Consider the following 19,690-nt stretch of genomic DNA (forward strand, 5'->3'; position numbering starts at 1 on the left):
GTCATTATAAATAAAGTGCTACGTATAAGCAATTTTTTTAAACCTTTCAAAAATGTAAGGTTTTTGTCATTTGAATCGATGGAAGGTATTTCCGCACTTTACTAATATAAAAACATAGATAGTAGAAGGGCGGAGAAGTAATATGAACATTAGAGAACTAGCATATCGGAATGTAACCCGAAATAGACGGACATACTCAGCCTATTTTTTGAGTAGTGCATTTGCAATTATGGCCTTTTTTGTGTATTCATTTTTTGCGTTTCATCCGGCATTAAGTGCAGGAGAATTAGGTCAGTACGTATTCGTAAGTATGTCTTTTGCACAGTCTATTATTTACTTATTTACATTCTTCTTTATTTTATATTCGATGGGAATGTTTTTAAAAACGAGAAAGCGTGAACTAGGAATTTTAATGATGCTAGGTATGACGAAATATCAATTAAAGCGTCTGATCTTTTTTGAAAATATTATGATTGGAATAGGGGCAATTATTTTTGGTATTCTTTCAGGTATGTTATTTTCAGGGGTATTACTATTTGTCGCTCCGATGATATTGAAACTAGATATCTCCTTATCCTATTACATACCGATGAAAGCAATTGTTGTAACGGGTATTATGTTTTTTATTTTATTTATGATCATATCATTGTTTAGTGCAGGAATGATTCGTAAAAATAAGATTATGAAGTTGTTTAGAGGATCAGCAGAGGCGAAACCGGAACCGAAAGCATCAATCATTTCTTCAATATTAGCAGTAGTATTGCTTAGTGCTGGCTATGTAGGAGCTCTTCTATCACATGGAGCAATGGTATTTATTATGATGATTCCTGTTACAACGGTAGTTATTATCGGGACGTATTTTTTGTACAAGCAGCTGAGTGTCTTTATTATTCGATTATGTAAAAAAAGTAAACGTTTCTATTGGACACAGACTAATATTATTACGTTATCAGATTTAGCGTATCGTATGAGAGATAACGCAAGAATGTTCTTTATTGTAACCATTATTTCTACTGTAGCATTTTCCGCAATAGGGACATTAGTAGGCTTCGCATCCATGACGAAAGGGATAATGGAGAGACCAATTGCGTTTCATTACCATTCTAAGCAAGGGAATAGTAACGAATCACAACATATACAAATGATTGACAAAGGATTAAAGAAACATAATATAGCAGCTTCAAAAACTAATATTTCGACAAAGAAAACGGAGGAACAGTCGTTAAGAAGCGCCACTTTTATAAAAGAATTAGACTATAAGGAATATGCAAAGTTAACGGGAGAACCATTTAATACTGTAGCAAATAAAGAGGTTGTATTTTTGTCAGCTGATATACCAGGGCCAGCGATGAAAGAAAGAAAAGAAATTACTTTACCTAATATGAATGAAAGTTTAAAGGTGAAAAAAGTTACTTCATCTTCATTGGGGAAAATATTAAGAGGAAATGTTTATGTAATCTCTAATGATCAATATGATTCATTACAAGATGGATTTATAGAGACAAAAGATTATATGTATAAAACTGAAAGAACGAAAGATGAGATTGAAATTGGTAAAGAGCTTACGCATCAAATTAAACCGTATCAAGAATATTCAACGTTTAGTGCGGAAGAGTACGAGCAAAACCAAAGTTTACAAATTGCAGGACCGATTTTATTTGTAGGTTTCTTTATTGGTATAGTATTTTTCGTTTGCGCAGGAAGTTTCCTTTACTTCCGTTTATTCTCCGATTTGGAGGATGATGTTCGCTTGTTCGAAATGATTCGAAAAGTTGGATTGACAAGCAGGGAATTATCGAAGGTAGTTACAATTCGATTGGCGCTTTTATTCTTCGTTCCAATTGGTGTTGCAACATTACATGGGGCAGTAGCCTTAACGGCGTTAGGGCAAATGTTTGAGTACTCATTGTTTAAAGAAAATACAGTTGTATTAAGTATTTTCATAGGTATTCAAGTTGTATACTTCTTACTTATAAGATCCCGTTATGTAAAACAATTGAAAGAGAGATTACGTATGCATTAAATGTGTTTTTTTAACTCGAGTACAAAATTTTCTAAAAAGAGGCAAGTATTGCCAAAAAGTGATAAAATGGAAAAAGCGAGGTGAAAAAAATTAATAGAGAGAAAGGGGGGAGAAATATGAAAGCAACAGGAGTTATTCGAAAAGTAGACGAATTAGGACGAATTGTTATCCCTAAAGAATTACGCGATGTATTGGGAATACAAATCAAATCACCGCTTGAAATTTTTGTAGAAGCAGATAAAATCATTTTACAAAAATATCAACCTTACAATGCTTGCCAAATCACAGGTGATGTTTCAGAGCAGAACATATCATTAGCAAATGGAAATATTACTGTTGGGATAGAGGGAGCGGAATATTTAGTAAAAGAAATAGAAAAGTTTTTAAACAAGAGTGAGGTTTAGTCTTAATTTATATTATTTTTCAAATTACATATCATTCTTTTAAAAGACTGTAAGAGGACCATTAATTGGTCCTTTTATTTTGGTTATTAGTTGAATGACCCAGGCTATTATTTCCTATAAATCATAGGGGAAATACAAAAGTAGTATAGAGTTAGTAAATGATGTTGAGAAATATTTGAAAAGAAGGAAAACAAAAAGAATAAAACGAATGTTACATTTACACGTATTCAAAAGTGGTCTGAAATGAAAATAATACATTTTCAGGAGGGATTACGATGAGTAGTACAGTGAATAAACAAAAAGGTATACAATTGATTCCATTTATCGTAAATAAAGTTGTAGAACAAGTAAATGAAATTCCACCAGGTGTACAACTGATTCACGCTCCGCAAGTATGGGAAAAGAGTGTGAAGGGGCAAGATGTAGTCGTTGCCGTATTAGATACAGGGTGTGATACTAATCATATAGATTTAAAAGATCGTATTATCGGCGGAAGAAATTTCACAAAAGATTATGAAGCTGATCCAAATGTGTATCTTGATAATAACGGACATGGTACTCATGTCGCGGGGACGATTGCAGCAACTGAAAATGGTGTCGGTGTATTAGGAGTTGCACCGCTTGCTAAAATGTTAGTATTAAAAGTTTTAGCGGGAGATGGTTCTGGAAGTTACGAGCAAATTATTGAGGCAATTCATTATGCTGTAAATTGGAGAGGGCCGAATCAAGAGAAAGTGAGAATTATTTCAATGTCACTTGGTGGTCCGCAAGATGTTCCAGAATTACATGAAGCAATTCAAAAGGCGGTAAAGCAGGATGTTCTCGTTGTATGTGCTGCTGGGAATAATGGAGATTGTAATGATAATACAGAGGAACTAGATTACCCAGGTGCTTACTCGGAAGTAATTGAAGTCGGTGCTGTCAATTTAGAACGGAAAATCACATGTTTTAGTAATTCAAATCAAGAAATTGATCTAGTAGCGCCAGGTGATGAAATATTATCTACGTATCCAGATGGGAAATATGCAGTGTTAAGTGGAACTTCCATGGCGACGCCGCATGTTGCTGGAGCGCTTGCCTTGCTCATTAAACAGTGTGAGAAAGAATACGGTCGAAAGTTATCAGAGCCGGAAATATATGCACAACTTATTAAAAGAACTGTACCTTTAGGGTATGAACGTACATCCGAAGGTAATGGATTATTAGATTTATTAAAAGAATAGCCATATTAAAAAAACATCTCATATGAATATGAGATGTTTTTTTAATATGGCTCTGTCGCATGTAATACAACTTGTAATAAACCTGGGAATCTAGCATTTAAATCTTCTTCACGAATTGAAATGAAACGTTGTGTTCCTTCAAGGCGCGTGTACATAACACCTGACTCACGTAAAACTTTGAAATGGTGAGATAAAGTTGATTTTGCAACAGGGATGTTTAAAGCACCACAAGATTGTTCATTTTTCTCTAGTAACATATTTACAATTTGTAAACGAATTTGATCGCTAAGTGCATATAAGACAGAAGAAAATTGAATTTCTTCTCGATTTGGATGATAGAGTGTACGCATATTTCACCTACTTGTATAAGTTAAGATATTTGCACTATAACATATAAAGTGGTATATTTCTATTGTTCGAATATATTCGAACGATAGAAATATAGGGGGAGAAAAAATGAAGTATACAAAATTGCAAAAGGCAGGATTAAATATTTCAAGGCTGGGTTTAGGTACAAATGCAGTAGGGGGGACATAATTTATATGCTAATGTGAATGAAGAAGAAGGAAAGCAATTAGTAGAAGAAGCTATTCAGCAAGGGATTACATTTTTTGATACAGCAGATTCATATGGTGTCGGTAGATCTGAGGAATTAGTAGGAGAGGTATTAAAGAGAAAACGCCATGAGATTATACTTGCTACAAAAGGTGGAATTCAACCGTTGTTAAATGGAGAAACTTATATTAACAATGAACCAAGTTATTTAAGAAATGCTGTGGAAAATAGCTTAAGAAGATTACAGACTGATTATGTTGATTTATATTATTTACATTTTACAAACCCTGAAACAAGTTACATAGATTCAATTGGAGAGCTTACTCGTTTAAAAGAAGAAGGGAAAATCCGTTCAATTGGAATATCGAACGTAAACATAGAACAATTAAAAGAAGCGAACCAACATGGTCATATAGATGTTGTACAATCACCGTACAATATGTTAGAACGTACGGCTGAGGAAGAACTTTTGCCGTATTGTATAGAAGCGGGTATTTCATTTATTCCGTATGGACCTCTTGCTTTTGGAATGTTAGGCGGAAAATATACAGAATATTTAAAATTGAATGAAGTCGATTGGCGCCAAAGTGTAAATCTATTTGAAGAAAATACATATAAGAGTAACTTTAAGAAAGTGGAAAAGTTAAAAGGGCTAGCTAAAGAAAATGATATTGAAGTGTCTCATTTAGCATTAGCATGGTTATTAAATAAAGAAGGAATTGATACTGTTATACCTGGTGGAAAGCGGGCAGAGCAGGTAAGAGAAAGTGTGAAAGCGGTAGACGTTGCATTGAATGAAAGAGTCATGAAAGAAATCCAATCTATTTTAGAAGATTAGTTAAACAGAGGGAGAGTACCCTCTGTTTATATAAGGAGAAGGTCTAAATGAACAGAGTACTAGCTGTATTTTTTATGATAATGTTTATGATCGGTACAGATACTTTCTTAATTTCACCACTGTTGCCGACATTGCAACAGGTGTATCATGTTTCAACTGAGTTGTCAGGATGGATGGTGAGTTCGTATGCTTTAGGGTATGCTGGATTTGCGCTTATTGCTGGTCCTATATCAGATGGATTAAACAGAAAAAAAGTGATGGTACTAGGTATGAGTTTTTTTGCAATAAGTACGTTTTTGTGTGGAATTGCACCGAGTTTTTTATGGATGCTAACATTTAGATTTTTAGCAGGTGTAAGTGCAGCTTTTGTATCTCCACAAGTGTGGGCATCTATTCCGCTCCTTATAGAGAAGAAGCAAATTGTGAAAGCAATTGGGGTTGCAACAGCAGGGTTATCAATCTCTCAAATTTTAGGGCTGCCACTGGGAGCTTATTTAGCAACGATACATTATACAATCCCATTCTATTTCATTGGTATATTATCAGCACTACTTGTCATTCTTATTTATGTTGTATTACCAGAAATACAGTCGGTTCATATAGGTGGAAATAAAAAAGCGATTTTACAGCGTTATAAACAATTACTTACAGATTCAAAGGTTTCACTTTCTTATTTTGCATACTTTGTTTTTCAAACCGGAAATTTTGCTGCATTTTCATTTTTTGGTGTATGGCTTTCCATTCAATTTGGCTTACAAGTTCATGAAGTAGGTACAGCTATGCTCGTATTAGGGTTAGGAAATTTAACTGGTAATATTTTTGGTCCTAGAATCGTAAATAAAATTGGTTATAACCTTTCTTTCTATGGTGGAATTATATTTACAGCAGTGCTATATGTATTACTTCCACATGTAAAGAACATTGTATTGGTGGAGTTATCGTTCTTTGCTTTGTTTTTTTGGACAGGAATTTTGTTTGTATTAATGATGAGGCACTTACAAAACATATCTAGTGCAGCAAGAGGAACAGGAGCCGCGCTTGCAAATGCTTCTATGTATATTGGTCAAATGATTGGTGCGGCAATAGCAGGAATGTTATTTGCAGTATCTCACAATTTTATACTTATAGGTAGTTTTACTGCGTTACTATATATAGGAGCTTTATTTTTGTTTAGAAAAAGTGAAAAACTTACTGAAAATAGTGAAACAGGAATTGCATCATAAAGCTTGTATAAATATTTCGCAAATCAGAATTAATAAGAGTGTGAATACATGAATGTGCTTTTAATTAAAGTAGTTACTAAAAGTATAGAAATAGTAGAAGAAATGTATTGTAACAAAGTTATGAGGAATCAAAAAATAAAAATCCCTATAAAGATAGGGATTTATATATCGGCATATAGTTCCTTGGAAAAGGATATACTTAGTTTAGCATATCGGACTACTTATATTTGTGAAATAGATGTGAAAGTAATGTGAAAAATGCCGAAGGAAAAAACTATTTAAATAGAGGGCAATTTAGATGGGGATATGGATTTTACATAAATGTTGTGTTATATTTCTACTTATCTGTTAATAATTACATATTTTAATTTTATTAGGGATAAAAGGGAGAGGTTTAAATGCAATGGTATTTGAAAGCTCTAAAGAATTATGGGAATTTTAGTGGTAGAGCTACGCGAAAAGAGTACTGGATTTTTAGTTTATCCAATATCGTAATTTTTTGGCTACTGTTATTTTTATCATCATTTTCAGAGGTGTTAGTTGCTATTATTGCGTTGCTATTTATGTTAGTAATGATTATACCAAGTTTTTCGGTTGGTGCACGACGATTACATGATATTGGGAAAACGGGATGGTGGCAACTATTAAATTTTGTACCGTTTGGTAGCGTTGTTTTACTTGTATTTTTTATCATTGAAAGTGAAGAAAATGACAATCAATACGGACCAAATCCGCATTCAGATTTAAAAGAAGCGATTTAATAAACTTATTTAGTTTGTAGCATTACTAGTTCAATTATTTTATCTATTATTAAAATGGTTTGCGTGGGCTAATATTATTAGGTTGATCTTTAGGTCTAGATGACTTTTGAAACTGTAAAAATGGAAAGATAAAGGCGGAGAGAATATAGCATGGAAAGAAAAAAATTCTAAATAAAAAGCACTGTTTTAGCTAATGTAGCTAAAACAGTGCTTTTCTCTTTGATTGAACAGTTGCAGCATTTTCATCATGTATACCTGCATCTTTAATAATTCGTTGTTTTGCTTTATTTAATAGATGGTTTACTGCTTCACCAAAATAGTTAGCTTCGCTTTTTGTGCGGGCTTCTCGTAAACATTTATAGTTTTCTAGCAGTTCCTCTTTTTCGGAGTTTGTTAAGAAATCTTCTATTTTCTTTTTTGTCATACGAAACACCCTTTCTCCTGACAAACGACGCAATAGAAAATATTTATTTCTCATTATAACAATAATTTTAAAAGAAAGTATACACTAACGTCGCAATAATTTGTCAATTTCTTGAATCTTCTCATCAGCTTTCCCAATTTGCGTATTTTTAGCCTGTTCGCCACCAAGAGCTTGATGTAGTAAGAAAGTTTGGCCAGAAATAGCAGTTACAATGGATACTTTTATAATTTCTTTTATCGCGGTGACATCGAATAAAACGAGCCCAAGAAGTGCGGCTAGGCTACCAGTAAAAATATCAGTTAAAAATCCAAAATGAAAAAATGTTTTCAAACGGCGTGGAAGCAATAACTTACCTTGGTTATTGATTAGATGGGAAACGAAGCCGGTAATGCCACCAACGAGAACAGCGGTTAGCCATTGATACATTTCCATCGAATCCACTCCTTTTAGTGAATAAGATTCGATTATTTTATATTGATTCCTTTTAATATTTCATATAAGCATATTGAGAAAGTTTGTTTGGGTATATTTTGTATTCAATTTAATTATAACAGAAAATTTCGAAAGGTTTCAGTCTATTATATGAATCATTTTTACAATAATATGAATGCAGAAAGGGGTGCGTGATATGAAGATAGATTATCGAATAAGAAGTGTAGATGGTTATACAAAAAATATAGGGGAATTAGTAAGCATGCTGGAGCATACGAGAGCTGTAACATTAGGCGAAGTAAAAAATTTATCAGTTGAGCAATTAGATTTAATTATGCAGAGCAGCGGAAATTCAATTGGCGCCTTATTAAAGCATATAGCAGCTATTGAAAAAGTTCATCAGCTTATTTCATTTCAAAATCGTGACTTTACAAAAGAAGAATTAGAAATATGGGAAGATGCACTGTATTTAGGGGAAGCGGGTAGAGCGATCCGTGGTCATGAAATACAGTATTATGTACAACTTCTACAAAGTGTTCGAGAAGAATCTCTGAAGTATTTAAGTGAACAAGGTAATGAGTGGCTCATGTCAGAAAGAAAGTGGCCTAACGGTGTAGTATATAACCAGCACTATCTTTGGTTTCATGTGCTAGAAGATGAAATTAGTCACCGAGGACAAATTAGAATGCTCAAAAACAAGTTGTTTGAAAATTACGTTAAATGATGTAGCTTTTTATAGGAGAATTCCATATAATGAGGGTAATTAAAATAAGAACGGGGTGATGTATTATGGCGAAAATAACTTATATGAATAATAAACCAAATACAAAGGTGGATGGAAAGGGCGAAACGATATAAGTGAGCGCACTATCCTTCCACTTAGCTTACACTAGGGAGGATATCAATTTGAATCAAAATATTTTAGAATCGTATGGCTGGGATTCTTTTTTTGAGGAACAAGCTGTAGAGAACTTTGAAGTAGGGCGTATTTTACTTGAGCATAAGCATATATATCGAATTATTTGTAATGATGGTGAATATATGGCAGAACTGTCTGGGAAGTTTCGGCATGAAGCAGTTACGAAAGGCGATTATCCAGCAGTTGGTGATTGGGTGTATATAAAGAAAATAGAAGATGAAAAGAAAGCGATTATTCATCGTATTTTCCAGCGAAGAAGCTCTTTCTCAAGACAAGAGGCTGGAACAAGAACAGAAGAACAGATTATAGCAGCAAATGTAGATTATTTATTTTTAGTGAATGCACTTAATCATGATTTTAATGTTAGAAGGATGGAACGTTATTTATTATTAGCGTATGAAAGTGGCGCTATGCCAGTTATTGTTTTAACAAAGAGTAGTATATGTAATGATATAGAACAAAAAATTGTAGAAACGGAAGCTATAGCAATTGGTGTTCCTATTTTTGTTGTTGATAGTTTAGAGCATACAGGTATTGATTCGTTGAAACAATTCGTTTCTTCAGGGAAAACAATTGCTTTAGTTGGGTCATCAGGGGTAGGAAAGTCAACTTTGTTAAATGCGCTAATAGGAATTGAGGTAGCAAAAACGGGAGATATACGTGAGGAGGATAGTAGGGGAAGGCATACGACAACGCATCGAGAGTTATTTCAATTGCCAAGTGGCGCTCTCGTAATTGATACTCCCGGTATGAGGGAATTGCAACTTTGGGAAGGAAGCGAAGCGATTCAAACAACATTCTCTGATATTGAAGAACTTGCGACAACATGCCGTTTCCGTGATTGTAAGCATGAGAATGAACCAGGGTGCGCGGTGTATAGTGCAATTGAAAACGGACTTATTACGATAGATCGTTTGAAAAGCTATAAAAAATTACAAAGAGAACTGGCGTATTTTATAAGAAAACAAGATGCAATCCTTGCCAGAGCAGAGCGTGATAAGTGGAAAAAACTTTCTAAACAACATAAAAAAATGTAAAAACCAAAGGGTGCCCCTTTGGTTTTTTCTATTTGTAAATTTTATAATAATATTATTTATATATATAGACAAAGGGAAATTAATTGTTTAAACTTTACAAAGTATTCATCATAATAGGTTATGAAAATAATAATTAGGGATTGGGAAATATTCATAATTAACTCAATTTAACTTTTAAATTTGAAAATTAGGAGGTTCATAATGGGTAAACTATTAAATTTGTTTCGTGATATGAAAGTAGCAAAAAAGCTATTAATTTCATTCTTTGTAATTTTAATTGCGGCTGTGTCTATTATCGGAGGCATGTCTTATCAAACAGCCAAAAAGAATTTTGAATCGCAAATTAAGAGTAGTGCCAACGACAATATAAAAATACTGGATAATTTAATCAATCAAATGATTGATGCAAAATTTAATGATGTGAATAATTTTGCACGGGTGATTCAGGGGAATATGTATCAAGGAGATAATCAGGATGAATTAAGAAAAATGTTATCTCAATATATAAATTTAAATAAAGATATTGAACAAGTATATGTTGCCGGAAATGATAAAAAATTTGTACAAGAACCAAATATACAAATGGCAGCAGACTATGATCCAACAGAGCGTTCTTGGTATAAAGATGCGGTTGCAAAACAAGGTGGTATTGTTGTTACTGAGCCATATAAGGCAAAAGGAAATGGACATATTGTCGTAACAATCGCAAAACAAACAGAAGATAAAAATGGAGTTGTTGCGCTAGATTTAAGTTTAGATAATTTATTAAAAACATCAAAGTTAATTAATATTGGTAAAAAAGGATATGCCTTCATTTTAGATGGAAAGCAAAAAATAATTGCTCATCCACAAGAAAAATCAGGGGAAAAAGCGGCTGATTCTTGGGCAAAGAAAATTTATGAAGATAATCACGGTGCTTTTTCATATTCTTATGGCGGTAGTGAAAAGAATATGGTATTTGCTACAAATGTAAAAACAGGTTGGAAAATTGGTGGGACGATGTACTCAAGTGAAGTAATTGAAGCTGCTCAACCTGTATTTTATAATATGTTAATTGTTATGCTTATCTCATTAGTAGTAGGCGGGGCACTTATTTATTTTGTAACACTTTCAATTACGAAGCCTTTAAAGAGATTAGTTGTTACCTCTAAAGAAATAAGCGAAGGGGATTTAACGCAAACAATTGAAATTCATTCTAATGATGAAATCGGCCAACTTGCTAAAGGCTTTAATGAGATGACGAATTCGTTACGGACGTTAATTGGAAGAATTAACGATTCAGCTGGGCATGTTGCAGCGGCATCAGAAGAGCTAACTGCAAGTGTAAGGCAAGCGAGTGAAGCGACTGAGCAAATCACAATCGCAATGGATGAAATATCAAGTGGGGCAACGACGCAAACAACAAGCGTAGAAAATGGCGCTATGTTACTGTTTGATGTAACGGAAGGAATTCAACATGTAGCAAATAGTTCATCATCTATTAATACGGCTTCTGCACATACTCGTGAAAAAGCAGAAGATGGTGGGAAACTAGTAGGAAGAACAGTAAACCAGATGCAGTCTATTGCAGAATCGGTTTCACAATCAGATGCAGTTATACAATTACTAAATAATAAATCAAAACAAATTGGTGATATTTTAGAAGTAATTCAAAATATTGCAGATCAAACAAACCTTCTAGCTCTAAATGCGGCGATTGAAGCCGCAAGAGCCGGTGAGCATGGAAGAGGTTTCGCAATTGTTGCAGATGAAGTGCGTAAATTGGCAGAGCAGTCTAGCGTATCTTCTAGTGAAATTAGTAAATTAATATGTGAAATACAAGATGATATGGGTAAGACAGTCAAATCTATGAATCATGTAAATGAGGAAGTTCAATCTGGACTTGTTATCGCAAATGAAACGAAGCAAAACTTTGCTGAAATCTTACAATCTACAAATGAAATAGCTAATCAAATTAAGACGATGGTTGAAACGGCTAATGGAATGTCAAAAGGGGCAAATGAAGTATCTATTTCGGTAGGACAAATTGCAATGACAGCACAAAATAATGCGACAAGCACACAAAATGTTGCGGCTTCAGCTGAAGAACAGCTAGCTTCGATGGAGGAAATTGGATCTGCAGCAGGCACGTTATCTCAAATGGCTGAAGAGTTGCAAGGACTAATTGAGAGATTTAAAGTTTAATAGAGAACAGACTATCCCCTAGTAGCATTATGCCAATAGAGGGTAGTCTGTTTTATTGTGTAAAATCAAATGGAGATGTAAACTTCCTTTATGACGTTTAAAATGGTATTTTGCATAATGTTTGTCGAAAAATAGAGGTATTTGTTAGCTTTGTGTATAATTATTAACGTATAGAATACAAATAAAAGGAGAGTATTATGGGAGTGTATTGGGGGACAAAAAGACATTCTTGGCTTAGTTACGTCTCATTTTGGCTAAGTATTTCATTTTTTATTGTTTTTCTAATTGAAGTGTTTATATTAAAAACACTTTCGAATAGCTCGGTGCAAATTGTTAAATATTTTTATTTTATATTTGTACCAGTAAATATTTTTCTTAGTTTAAAGTTACTATTTAAGAAGAATGAAAAGAAAGCGTTACCTATTTTTAGTTTCATTGTCTCATTATTATTTGCAATTTTAATAATCGTATTAGTTTTAGCAGCTATAGGGAAGGTCTTTTGAGGGGAGTGGTATAAGTCACTCTCCTTTTTTATTTGTGGTAGTCTTACTATATGTAAAAGTGTGAATGCTGTGAGCTAATAAAAGTAGAGAGTAGACAATATTTGCATGGATTAAAGTCTGTCGTTATTTGAACTTGTAAGAGTGTATGGAGTAATGAGGTAATATACATAATAATGGAGATAGAATTAGTTATTTTATAAGTATGTATGAAGCAAATGAATACGGTAAGAGCGTTGATATATGGTACAATAGCTATGGATAGTGATAGAGATAAAGGGTATATAAAATACTCATCGTTTTTTAGTAAGAGAGGGGTTATCTTATGCTATACGAGGATTTGGAGACATTATTTCAAACAGCTCCGAAAGAAGATAGAGGCGGATGGAAATATATAATCCAAGAACAAAATAATACATTTAAAATTGTTGATGAAATACTGAAAAATCAAATGAGTGTCGAATTATATTTTAATGAATACGATGAGGTGAAAATCGCTTTATATAAAGATGGAATTCCCATTACGACTATGCAAAGAATTGCGATTTCAAAAGTTGAATTAGACGAAGATGAAGAAGGTATTCAATTTGTTTTAGAGCGCATGCCTAGTCGAATGATTCGGTTGCAGTTAAAGCCATATTTAGCATTAGAAATGGGACCGTATTGGGAAGTATGTGATGATTGTGAATGAGCATAAAAAAGCATCCAATAACATGGATGCTTTTTTATGTTTTTTGAAGTTGTTTAAACGCAATGATTGGCAGTATAACAATACTTACCCATCCGATGATAGGATATAGAATGTGAAGTAAGTCACTGTAACCGATGTAGCTAAAGCAATAACTAATTAGTAAAATGAAGAAAATAATATTGTTATTTTTCCACCCAGTAATAGATTGCATCTGTTTTGTCATTCCGAACACATTACCAACTAAAGTTGTGAAAACTTCACCGAAAATAATGAGAACGAAAAAGAAGTGAAAAGTTGCATTAAATCTTCTTATGACTTCAGCCATTGGGATGTTATATTGGTAAAATTGATCGACTGATAAGATTGCTAAATGGCTGCATAATAAAATTAAAGAAAGTCCAGCACCACCTAAAATCCCACCCCAAAAAATAGCTTTTCGATCCTTTACTTCACTGGCTAATGGGACGAGAACACTTTGGGCGAGAGAAAGATTTAAGGCGACATATGTAATAGGGCTAGTAATCCATTTCATATTCCAGCTCTCTGCAGGAATAGTGTTGTTAATAGGAGTTGTACCGTGAAAAAAGGTTGTAATAGCAAGTCCGATAATAAAAATCATCATAATAGGTACGACAAGTGTATTTACTTCAAAAACACCTTGTAATCCGCGGCTACTTATAATGAGACAAGCGATAACTGTAATAAGAATACCGAGTTGTCTTGGTAAGCGAAGTTGCTCTTCAAATACTGCACCAGCCCCTGATAACATAACGCTCGTTACGCCGAATAAAACGAGTAATAATAATGTGTTTACAACATTCCCAAATACATCCCCAAATAAATATTTGTTAAATTCTTGCGCTGAAAATGCCCCGATTTGTGATGAAAGTAACATCATCTTTGTGCCAAGCCAAATAAAAAAAAATCCACTTACACATATGCCAATTGTCCCGTATAATCCATTCACTGTGAAAAATTCAACAATTTCTCGTCCAGTAGCAAATCCAGCTCCAACGACAGTTCCGATATAAGTAGCGGCTACTTTCTTTGCTACTTGCCATTGTTGATTGTCCATGTTATCCCTCTTTCTACTATGATGAGCTTGATGTACTATTATGCATATGTATGAGCTTGGACAATTAGACGTATGAAGTGTTTGAAAAAATACATGAATTTAATGATATTAGGGAAGCATTAAAGGTGTTAAAACTTTGTTACATATAAGCCAATTGTTCGAAAGGAAAGGGAATGTATGGTAAAATGTAATTAGGTTATTAAAAGATAAACATTACAAAATGATAAGAGGAGTGATTGTATGAGTACGAAAACAAATGTTGTTGAAGTATTAAACAAGCAGGTAGCAAACTGGAATGTGTTATATGTGAAACTACATAATTATCACTGGTATGTGACAGGGCCACACTTCTTTACATTACATGAGAAATTTGAAGAGTTTTATAATGAGGCTGGAACGTATATTGATGAGTTAGCAGAACGTATTTTAGCTTTAGAAGGTAAACCATTAGCGACAATGAAAGAATATCTCGCAACATCTAGTGTCAGCGAAGGGACAAGCAAAGAATCTGCAGAAGAAATGGTGCAAACATTAGTGAATGATTATTCTGCACTTATTCAAGAATTAAAAGAAGGTATGGAAGTTGCAGGTGAAGCTGGCGATGAAACATCAGCTGACATGTTGTTAGCAATTCATACAACATTAGAACAGCATGTATGGATGCTAAGTGCATTCTTAAAATAACGATAAATATAATAGAAACCCATTGAAAAATTATTTCAATGGGTTTTTTATGATTTTTCAGTTTTCTTTTATGCTATAATATAGTAAAAAGGAGGCGATGCGATGTTTCGCTTTTTCAGAACTGGAAAAGAAGAGCGGGAAATTACGAAAGATGAATTAGAACAAGCGATGGCTCAGTTTTTAGAAACGAATGCTAATATCGTTTATACAGTATTAGTAAATGAAGATTATACAGTAAATTATGATTTGTTAAAACCGTATTTACCTGCATTTCCAACAAATGATTTTCTCATAACGAAGGAAACGCTTGAGGTATTTGAACATACAGCAGAAAATTTAAGCCTAGTGAAAGAAATTGATGTCGTACAAAAAGCAGTAGACCAATACGTAACAGAAAAAGAAATGTTCCCAATTGTTGAAGGTAGCGAAGATCGCCTCATATGCGGAATGAAGCTAGGACCTTACTTAAATCGTAGCTTAAAAAGAGACTTATATATTTCAGAAAAACATTATTTAGTTTCAAGTAAACCAGATAGAAAAAAACAAAAGAGCGGGTAGATGTAATGAAAACAACAATACATATATTGTTGTCTTTTTTTGTTTGTTAAAATATTGATTTTTCAGTCTATTATTATTTATACTAAATGTATTGGACAGGGAAGAGTAACTATTAAGCATCATTTTGAGAATAAGGTATTGTTAGCGTGGGTTATACAAAGTGGTATAAAGATTCGCAAAAAATATTATAAAAGGTTTCGGGGGAATTGGTACATGAAAAATAGCATGACTTACATTCAATTATTAAATGAAACGTTACGTTGTTATGCAAATAAAGGAAGTTTTGAAGCGTACAATTATATAATGGAAAACGCTACAGGTGTAATAGGGAATGAGGCGCAAATATATAATTTTAAGTATGCACTCGCAAGTGCATCGGGACTTGAAAAAGAAGCATTACATTTAATGAGAGAGGCCATTATAGAAAAGGGATTCTGGTATGGAAATGAGTATTTAATTTCCGACGAAGATTTAAAATCACTACATAAATTTGAAGAATTTCATACAATGGTGCAATTATGTAAAGAAAGAGAAGAATTAGCACATAAAAAGGAAAGACCAGATGTGAAATATATATACAGCAAGAAAGAGGGAAATCTACTACTTACATTGCACGGTGACCAAGAAAATATACAAATAGTAGAACCATATTGGAAATCTGTGTTGACACAAGATTATATGTTAGCTTTACCACAGTCTTCACAAATTGAGTTTTCAGATGGATTTGTTTGGGATGATATAGAGAGAGGGAAAGAGGAATTAAAAGAGCATTACAATAAGTTTATAGAAAATCATACAGTAGAAAGTGTAATCATTGGTGGTTTTTCTGCAGGGGCGAGAGTAGCTTTATATACGATTTTACAACAAGATATAAATGTAGATGGTTTTGTTTTTATGGCACCATGGCTTCCCGAGATTGAAGAATGGGATGAGTTGCTAAGAGTGCTGCAGGATAAACATATAAAAGGATATATAGTATGCGGGGATCAAGATGAAGATTGTTTCGAATCCACGCAGCAATTTGTACGATTATTAAGAGATAAGAATATAGAACATAAGTATAAAGTTGTGCCTAACTTAGATCATGATTATCCTATTAACTTTGATGAGCTATTAAAAGAAGCTATTGAATATATAGGAAATGAAAACAATAAGTAGTAAGAAAAAGAGATGCATCACATGTGATGCATCTCTTTTTAGAATTATAAATTAAAAGCATTTGCTAGTAAGCGATAAGACGTTAATTTATGTTCAAATTGATGGGTAATCGTGACAATCATAAATTCGTCAGTATTGTATGCTTTGCTTAAGTTTATTATTTTTTCTTTTACAGAAGACGGATCACCAACAATCATACGTTGACGATTTTCTTTTATACGGAATAAATCATAAGCGCTGTATGAATAATTTTGAGCAGTTTCAATAGAAGGTGTACCAGTAGTTCGTTTTCCTTGCTCTAATAATAAGATTGATAAATCTAAACTAGAAGCAATTTTTTCCGCTTCTTCATTTGTTTCTCCGCATATAACAAAGATGGCAACGATTGAATTAGGCTTATCTCCTAAAAATGAAGGCTGATATTGTTCTTGGTAAGCCCTCATAACTTCAGGGCCTCCGAAGCCGTTAATAAATTGTGCAAATGCGAAAGAAGCTCCGTTGTTTGCAGCAATTTTAGCGCTCTCTCCGCTAGAACCGAGCATCCACATTTCAGGAGACGTTGGGATAACTGGAGTGGCTTTTAAGTTTGCATAGTGATGGTTTTCTGGTACTTGATCATGTAAGTACATTGCAACGTCTGCAATTTGTTCTGGATATTGATCAAGTGAGACCATTTTCCCTTCTTGAAGTGCGCGAGTTGCTATTGGCATACCACCAGGAGCTCTACCAACACCGAGATCGATGCGGTTCGGATACAATGCTTCTAGAACACGGAAATTCTCAGCAACTTTATATGGGCTATAATGCGGTAACATAACACCACCTGAACCGACTCTAATACGGTCCGTTTTTGCGGCAATATGAGAAATAAGTATTTCTGGACTTGAACCAGCTAAGCTTACGGAATTATGATGTTCGGATACCCAAAAACGTGTGAATCCGAGTTTTTCAACTTCTTGTGCAAGCGTAACTGTATGTGAAAAAGCTTGGGCTGCTGTGCTACCATCTGAAATAGGTGATTGGTCTAATACACTTAACTTGATCATAGAATATACCTCTCAATCTTAATGTACATCCTATTATATATTTACTTATGAAAAATGCGTAGTGAAATGCTCAAAATGAAAAGCGGATAATCTTATTTCCGCTTTTAACGAGAAAATCCGCGTTCATAATGATTCATTTCGACTAGATTTAAAATATATTCATAGTTGTCAATTTCACGTTTTAGTTGTTCACGTTCTTTTTCAGATAGTGTCATATTGCTAAGTTTTTTACATAAGTTTTGTTTCTTTAATTCTAAATGTTTTTTTGTAGCATCATAGTCATAGGTATGTTTCATTTTTAACCACTCCTTCTTTGTAGTTGCTATATTATACGAAGTATAAAGAAAAGTGAGATCTGTCTCTTATGTACTTTTAGTGAATATTCAAATTGCAATGGTGTTATGTTTATGGGGATGTATGAATAAAATGCACTAAACCACTAACGTCCATTTGATGAAGTAAGGGGTGGAATTGTGCAGAAAGATATAATGTATAACACTGAAATGGATGAAGCGTTAAAAGTTATAGATAAAGGATTGAATAAGACGACAAGCCCAAAACAGATTATTGTAGTGGGAGCTGGTATGGCTGGGTTAGTTTCAGCCTCTTTATTAAAGGCTGCAGGACATGATGTGAAAATTTTTGAAGCAAATAACCGGGTAGGTGGCCGTATAGAAACGGTTAGAATGGAAGATACCGGATTATATTTAGATGTTGGAGCAATGAGGATTCCATATTCGCATACATTAACGATGACATATATAAGAAAATTTGGGCTACAGGTGAGACCTTTTATTAATAGGAATGAGACGGATATTATATACGTAAATGGACGGAAAACGACGTTAAAACAATATGAAAAAGATCCAAGTATTCTAAGATATCCTGTGGAAATGAATGAAGTTGGAAAAACGTCAGAGGAATTATTATTGTTAGCGGTACAGCCCATTATAAATTTTATAAAAAAGAACCCAGAAAAAAATTGGGACGTTGTAGTAAAGGATTTTGGAAGATACTCTACTGGGCAATTTTTAAAGTATCATCCTTATCAGTATAATACTTACTTTTCGCCAGTAACAATTGAGATGATTGGTGTTCTATTAGATTTAGAAGGTTTTTTGGAACGATCGTTTGTAGAGACTTTACGCTTTCTATACATTATGCAAGAGGAGAGCGGATTTTGTGAAATTGTGGGCGGGAACGATAGATTGCCAAAGTCATTTTTACCGCAATTAGAAGAGAATATTATATATAATCAAAAATTAATGAAGCTACATCAACACGATAATGGTGTGACAGCTTTCTATCGGAACGAGGAAACTTTTGAATATAGTAGTATTACAGGAGATTTAGTTATTGTTACCATTCCGTTTTCGACAATGCGTTTTGTAGAAGTAGATCCGTTTGATTCTATATCTCATGAAAAATGGAAAGCAATTCGTGAATTACATTATATGCCTGCGACGAAAATAGGAATTCAATTTAAAAGCCGATTTTGGGAAGAACAAGGACAATTAGGCGGCAGAATTATAACAGATTTGCCAATTCGTTATGCCTATTATCCAAGTTATGGAATTGGGCAGAAAGGACCGGCTATGATGTTAGGTAGCTATACATGGTCTTATGACGCGTTGTTATGGGATGGTTTATCAAAAGGTGATCGTATTTATTACGCATTACACAACTTAGCAACAATATTAGGTGGTCAAGTGTATGATGAGTTCATATCTGGAATATCAAAAAGCTGGACATTGGATCCGTATGCGCTTGGAGGATTTGCACTTTTTCAAGCAGGTCAAGAATCTGAGTTGCAACCAGCGATTGTCAAACCAGAGGGGAGAATATTCTTCGCTGGAGATCATACAACGCTATATCACGGATGGATTCAAGGTGCGATTGAATCTGGAATTCGTGTAGCGGTGGAAGTGAATGAGTAAAAGGTTTTCAATTCAGAA

The 19,690-nt window shown here is 33.8% G+C and carries 21 protein-coding genes and 1 pseudogene; 16 read left to right on the top strand and 6 right to left on the bottom strand.

Features of this window, described 5'->3' with window-relative positions; all coding sequences use genetic code 11:
- Window positions 1–142: 142 nt before the first annotated feature.
- The 3 genes from NST90_RS09725 to NST90_RS09735 all read left to right on the top strand — a co-directional run bounded on the left by NST90_RS09725 (window position 143) and on the right by NST90_RS09735 (window position 3,650).
- Complete coding sequence (locus tag NST90_RS09725) at window positions 143–2,023, top strand: ABC transporter permease (RefSeq protein ID WP_044306615.1); 1,881 nt, start codon at window positions 143–145, stop codon at window positions 2,021–2,023.
- Window positions 2,024–2,139: 116 nt separating this feature from the next.
- Window positions 2,140–2,427, top strand: coding sequence for an AbrB/MazE/SpoVT family DNA-binding domain-containing protein (locus tag NST90_RS09730; protein ID WP_000648324.1), 288 nt, complete (start codon window positions 2,140–2,142; stop codon window positions 2,425–2,427).
- A gap of 275 nt (window positions 2,428–2,702) precedes the next feature.
- On the top strand, window positions 2,703–3,650 hold the full coding sequence (locus NST90_RS09735) for a serine protease (RefSeq protein WP_000099746.1): 948 nt from the start codon (window positions 2,703–2,705) through the stop codon (window positions 3,648–3,650).
- Window positions 3,651–3,691: 41 nt separating this feature from the next.
- Here the strand turns inward: NST90_RS09735 and NST90_RS09740 are convergent, their stop codons facing one another.
- Window positions 3,692–4,000 carry a helix-turn-helix transcriptional regulator gene (locus tag NST90_RS09740; RefSeq protein WP_001259906.1) on the bottom strand — a complete coding sequence of 103 codons (309 nt, stop codon included), beginning with the start codon at window positions 3,998–4,000 and terminating at the stop codon, window positions 3,692–3,694.
- A gap of 106 nt (window positions 4,001–4,106) precedes the next feature.
- Between NST90_RS09740 and NST90_RS09745 the strand changes: the two are divergent.
- The 4 genes and pseudogenes from NST90_RS09745 to NST90_RS09760 all read left to right on the top strand — a co-directional run bounded on the left by NST90_RS09745 (window position 4,107) and on the right by NST90_RS09760 (window position 7,027).
- Window positions 4,107–5,043: pseudogene (locus tag NST90_RS09745) on the top strand (aldo/keto reductase).
- Window positions 5,044–5,090: 47 nt separating this feature from the next.
- Window positions 5,091–6,266: an MFS transporter gene (locus NST90_RS09750; RefSeq protein ID WP_001082492.1), complete on the top strand. Its 1,176-nt coding sequence runs from the start codon at window positions 5,091–5,093 to the stop codon at window positions 6,264–6,266.
- Window positions 6,267–6,314: 48 nt separating this feature from the next.
- Complete coding sequence (locus NST90_RS09755; protein WP_001101741.1) at window positions 6,315–6,521, top strand: hypothetical protein; 207 nt, start codon at window positions 6,315–6,317, stop codon at window positions 6,519–6,521.
- 143 nt (window positions 6,522–6,664) lie between these two features.
- Entirely contained in the window at window positions 6,665–7,027 is a 363-nt protein-coding gene (locus NST90_RS09760) for a DUF805 domain-containing protein (RefSeq protein WP_001198796.1), read from the top strand.
- Window positions 7,028–7,226: 199 nt separating this feature from the next.
- Here the strand turns inward: NST90_RS09760 and NST90_RS09765 are convergent, their stop codons facing one another.
- Together NST90_RS09765 and NST90_RS09770 are read right to left on the bottom strand one after the other, a co-directional pair.
- A complete protein-coding gene (locus tag NST90_RS09765) occupies window positions 7,227–7,451 on the bottom strand; it encodes a hypothetical protein (protein ID WP_000162602.1) in 225 nt (74 codons plus the stop codon).
- Between the two features lie 84 nt (window positions 7,452–7,535).
- Window positions 7,536–7,883, bottom strand: a complete 348-nt coding sequence (locus NST90_RS09770; RefSeq protein ID WP_000426317.1) for a DUF4257 domain-containing protein — start codon at window positions 7,881–7,883, stop codon at window positions 7,536–7,538.
- A 196-nt stretch (window positions 7,884–8,079) separates the two neighbouring features.
- Between NST90_RS09770 and NST90_RS09775 the strand changes: the two genes are divergently transcribed.
- From NST90_RS09775 to NST90_RS09795, 5 genes are all read left to right on the top strand, one after another.
- A complete protein-coding gene (locus NST90_RS09775; protein ID WP_000687337.1) occupies window positions 8,080–8,607 on the top strand; it encodes a DinB family protein in 528 nt (175 codons plus the stop codon).
- A gap of 182 nt (window positions 8,608–8,789) precedes the next feature.
- Window positions 8,790–9,839: a ribosome small subunit-dependent GTPase A gene (gene rsgA, locus NST90_RS09780; RefSeq protein ID WP_001073088.1), complete on the top strand. Its 1,050-nt coding sequence runs from the start codon at window positions 8,790–8,792 to the stop codon at window positions 9,837–9,839.
- Between the two features lie 201 nt (window positions 9,840–10,040).
- Window positions 10,041–12,023 carry a methyl-accepting chemotaxis protein gene (locus NST90_RS09785; protein WP_016122348.1) on the top strand — a complete coding sequence of 661 codons (1,983 nt, stop codon included), beginning with the start codon at window positions 10,041–10,043 and terminating at the stop codon, window positions 12,021–12,023.
- A gap of 197 nt (window positions 12,024–12,220) precedes the next feature.
- A complete protein-coding gene (locus tag NST90_RS09790; RefSeq protein WP_000539569.1) occupies window positions 12,221–12,526 on the top strand; it encodes a hypothetical protein in 306 nt (101 codons plus the stop codon).
- 322 nt (window positions 12,527–12,848) lie between these two features.
- Window positions 12,849–13,214, top strand: a complete 366-nt coding sequence (locus tag NST90_RS09795) for a DUF3979 family protein (protein ID WP_044306614.1) — start codon at window positions 12,849–12,851, stop codon at window positions 13,212–13,214.
- Between the two features lie 34 nt (window positions 13,215–13,248).
- Here NST90_RS09795 and NST90_RS09800 read toward each other — a convergent pair whose 3' ends face one another.
- The gene (locus tag NST90_RS09800) at window positions 13,249–14,289 is read right to left on the bottom strand and encodes a GerAB/ArcD/ProY family transporter (protein WP_000370210.1); all 1,041 of its coding nucleotides are present in this window, start codon (window positions 14,287–14,289) and stop codon (window positions 13,249–13,251) included.
- Between the two features lie 240 nt (window positions 14,290–14,529).
- On the opposite strand from NST90_RS09800, the gene NST90_RS09805 reads away from it, so the two are divergent.
- From NST90_RS09805 to NST90_RS09815, 3 genes are all read left to right on the top strand, one after another.
- A complete protein-coding gene (locus NST90_RS09805) occupies window positions 14,530–14,973 on the top strand; it encodes a Dps family protein (RefSeq protein ID WP_000105199.1) in 444 nt (147 codons plus the stop codon).
- A gap of 102 nt (window positions 14,974–15,075) precedes the next feature.
- The gene (locus NST90_RS09810; RefSeq protein WP_000488210.1) at window positions 15,076–15,531 is read left to right on the top strand and encodes a DUF3939 domain-containing protein; all 456 of its coding nucleotides are present in this window, start codon (window positions 15,076–15,078) and stop codon (window positions 15,529–15,531) included.
- 213 nt (window positions 15,532–15,744) lie between these two features.
- A complete protein-coding gene (locus NST90_RS09815; RefSeq protein ID WP_044306613.1) occupies window positions 15,745–16,689 on the top strand; it encodes a hypothetical protein in 945 nt (314 codons plus the stop codon).
- 44 nt (window positions 16,690–16,733) lie between these two features.
- Here NST90_RS09815 and NST90_RS09820 read toward each other — a convergent pair whose 3' ends face one another.
- Complete coding sequence (locus NST90_RS09820) at window positions 16,734–17,735, bottom strand: LLM class flavin-dependent oxidoreductase (protein ID WP_044306612.1); 1,002 nt, start codon at window positions 17,733–17,735, stop codon at window positions 16,734–16,736.
- Between the two features lie 104 nt (window positions 17,736–17,839).
- Window positions 17,840–18,031, bottom strand: a complete 192-nt coding sequence (locus tag NST90_RS09825; protein WP_000683359.1) for a DUF3896 family protein — start codon at window positions 18,029–18,031, stop codon at window positions 17,840–17,842.
- Between the two features lie 177 nt (window positions 18,032–18,208).
- Between NST90_RS09825 and NST90_RS09830 the strand changes: the two genes are divergently transcribed.
- Window positions 18,209–19,672: an FAD-dependent oxidoreductase gene (locus NST90_RS09830; RefSeq protein WP_001168130.1), complete on the top strand. Its 1,464-nt coding sequence runs from the start codon at window positions 18,209–18,211 to the stop codon at window positions 19,670–19,672.
- Window positions 19,673–19,690: the final 18 nt, after the last annotated feature.

The sequence above is a fragment of the Bacillus sp. FSL E2-8900 genome (genome assembly GCF_037966225.1).
GTDB classification, from domain to species: domain Bacteria; phylum Bacillota; class Bacilli; order Bacillales; family Bacillaceae_G; genus Bacillus_A; species Bacillus_A cereus.

Excerpts from the sequence above, each read along its gene's own strand:
- NST90_RS09725 (WP_044306615.1), top strand. The coding sequence starts at position 143 with ATGAACATTAGAGAACTAGCATATCGGAATGTAACCCGAAATAGACGG.
- NST90_RS09730 (WP_000648324.1), top strand. The coding sequence starts at position 2,140 with ATGAAAGCAACAGGAGTTATTCGAAAAGTAGACGAATTAGGACGAATT.
- NST90_RS09735 (WP_000099746.1), top strand. The coding sequence starts at position 2,703 with ATGAGTAGTACAGTGAATAAACAAAAAGGTATACAATTGATTCCATTT.
- NST90_RS09740 (WP_001259906.1), bottom strand. The coding sequence starts at position 4,000 with ATGCGTACACTCTATCATCCAAATCGAGAAGAAATTCAATTTTCTTCT.
- NST90_RS09750 (WP_001082492.1), top strand. The coding sequence starts at position 5,091 with ATGAACAGAGTACTAGCTGTATTTTTTATGATAATGTTTATGATCGGT.
- NST90_RS09755 (WP_001101741.1), top strand. The coding sequence starts at position 6,315 with ATGAATGTGCTTTTAATTAAAGTAGTTACTAAAAGTATAGAAATAGTA.
- NST90_RS09760 (WP_001198796.1), top strand. The coding sequence starts at position 6,665 with ATGCAATGGTATTTGAAAGCTCTAAAGAATTATGGGAATTTTAGTGGT.
- NST90_RS09765 (WP_000162602.1), bottom strand. The coding sequence starts at position 7,451 with ATGACAAAAAAGAAAATAGAAGATTTCTTAACAAACTCCGAAAAAGAG.
- NST90_RS09770 (WP_000426317.1), bottom strand. The coding sequence starts at position 7,883 with ATGGAAATGTATCAATGGCTAACCGCTGTTCTCGTTGGTGGCATTACC.
- NST90_RS09775 (WP_000687337.1), top strand. The coding sequence starts at position 8,080 with ATGAAGATAGATTATCGAATAAGAAGTGTAGATGGTTATACAAAAAAT.
- NST90_RS09785 (WP_016122348.1), top strand. The coding sequence starts at position 10,041 with ATGGGTAAACTATTAAATTTGTTTCGTGATATGAAAGTAGCAAAAAAG.
- NST90_RS09790 (WP_000539569.1), top strand. The coding sequence starts at position 12,221 with ATGGGAGTGTATTGGGGGACAAAAAGACATTCTTGGCTTAGTTACGTC.
- NST90_RS09795 (WP_044306614.1), top strand. The coding sequence starts at position 12,849 with ATGCTATACGAGGATTTGGAGACATTATTTCAAACAGCTCCGAAAGAA.
- NST90_RS09800 (WP_000370210.1), bottom strand. The coding sequence starts at position 14,289 with ATGGACAATCAACAATGGCAAGTAGCAAAGAAAGTAGCCGCTACTTAT.
- NST90_RS09805 (WP_000105199.1), top strand. The coding sequence starts at position 14,530 with ATGAGTACGAAAACAAATGTTGTTGAAGTATTAAACAAGCAGGTAGCA.
- NST90_RS09810 (WP_000488210.1), top strand. The coding sequence starts at position 15,076 with ATGTTTCGCTTTTTCAGAACTGGAAAAGAAGAGCGGGAAATTACGAAA.
- NST90_RS09815 (WP_044306613.1), top strand. The coding sequence starts at position 15,745 with ATGAAAAATAGCATGACTTACATTCAATTATTAAATGAAACGTTACGT.
- NST90_RS09820 (WP_044306612.1), bottom strand. The coding sequence starts at position 17,735 with ATGATCAAGTTAAGTGTATTAGACCAATCACCTATTTCAGATGGTAGC.
- NST90_RS09825 (WP_000683359.1), bottom strand. The coding sequence starts at position 18,031 with ATGAAACATACCTATGACTATGATGCTACAAAAAAACATTTAGAATTA.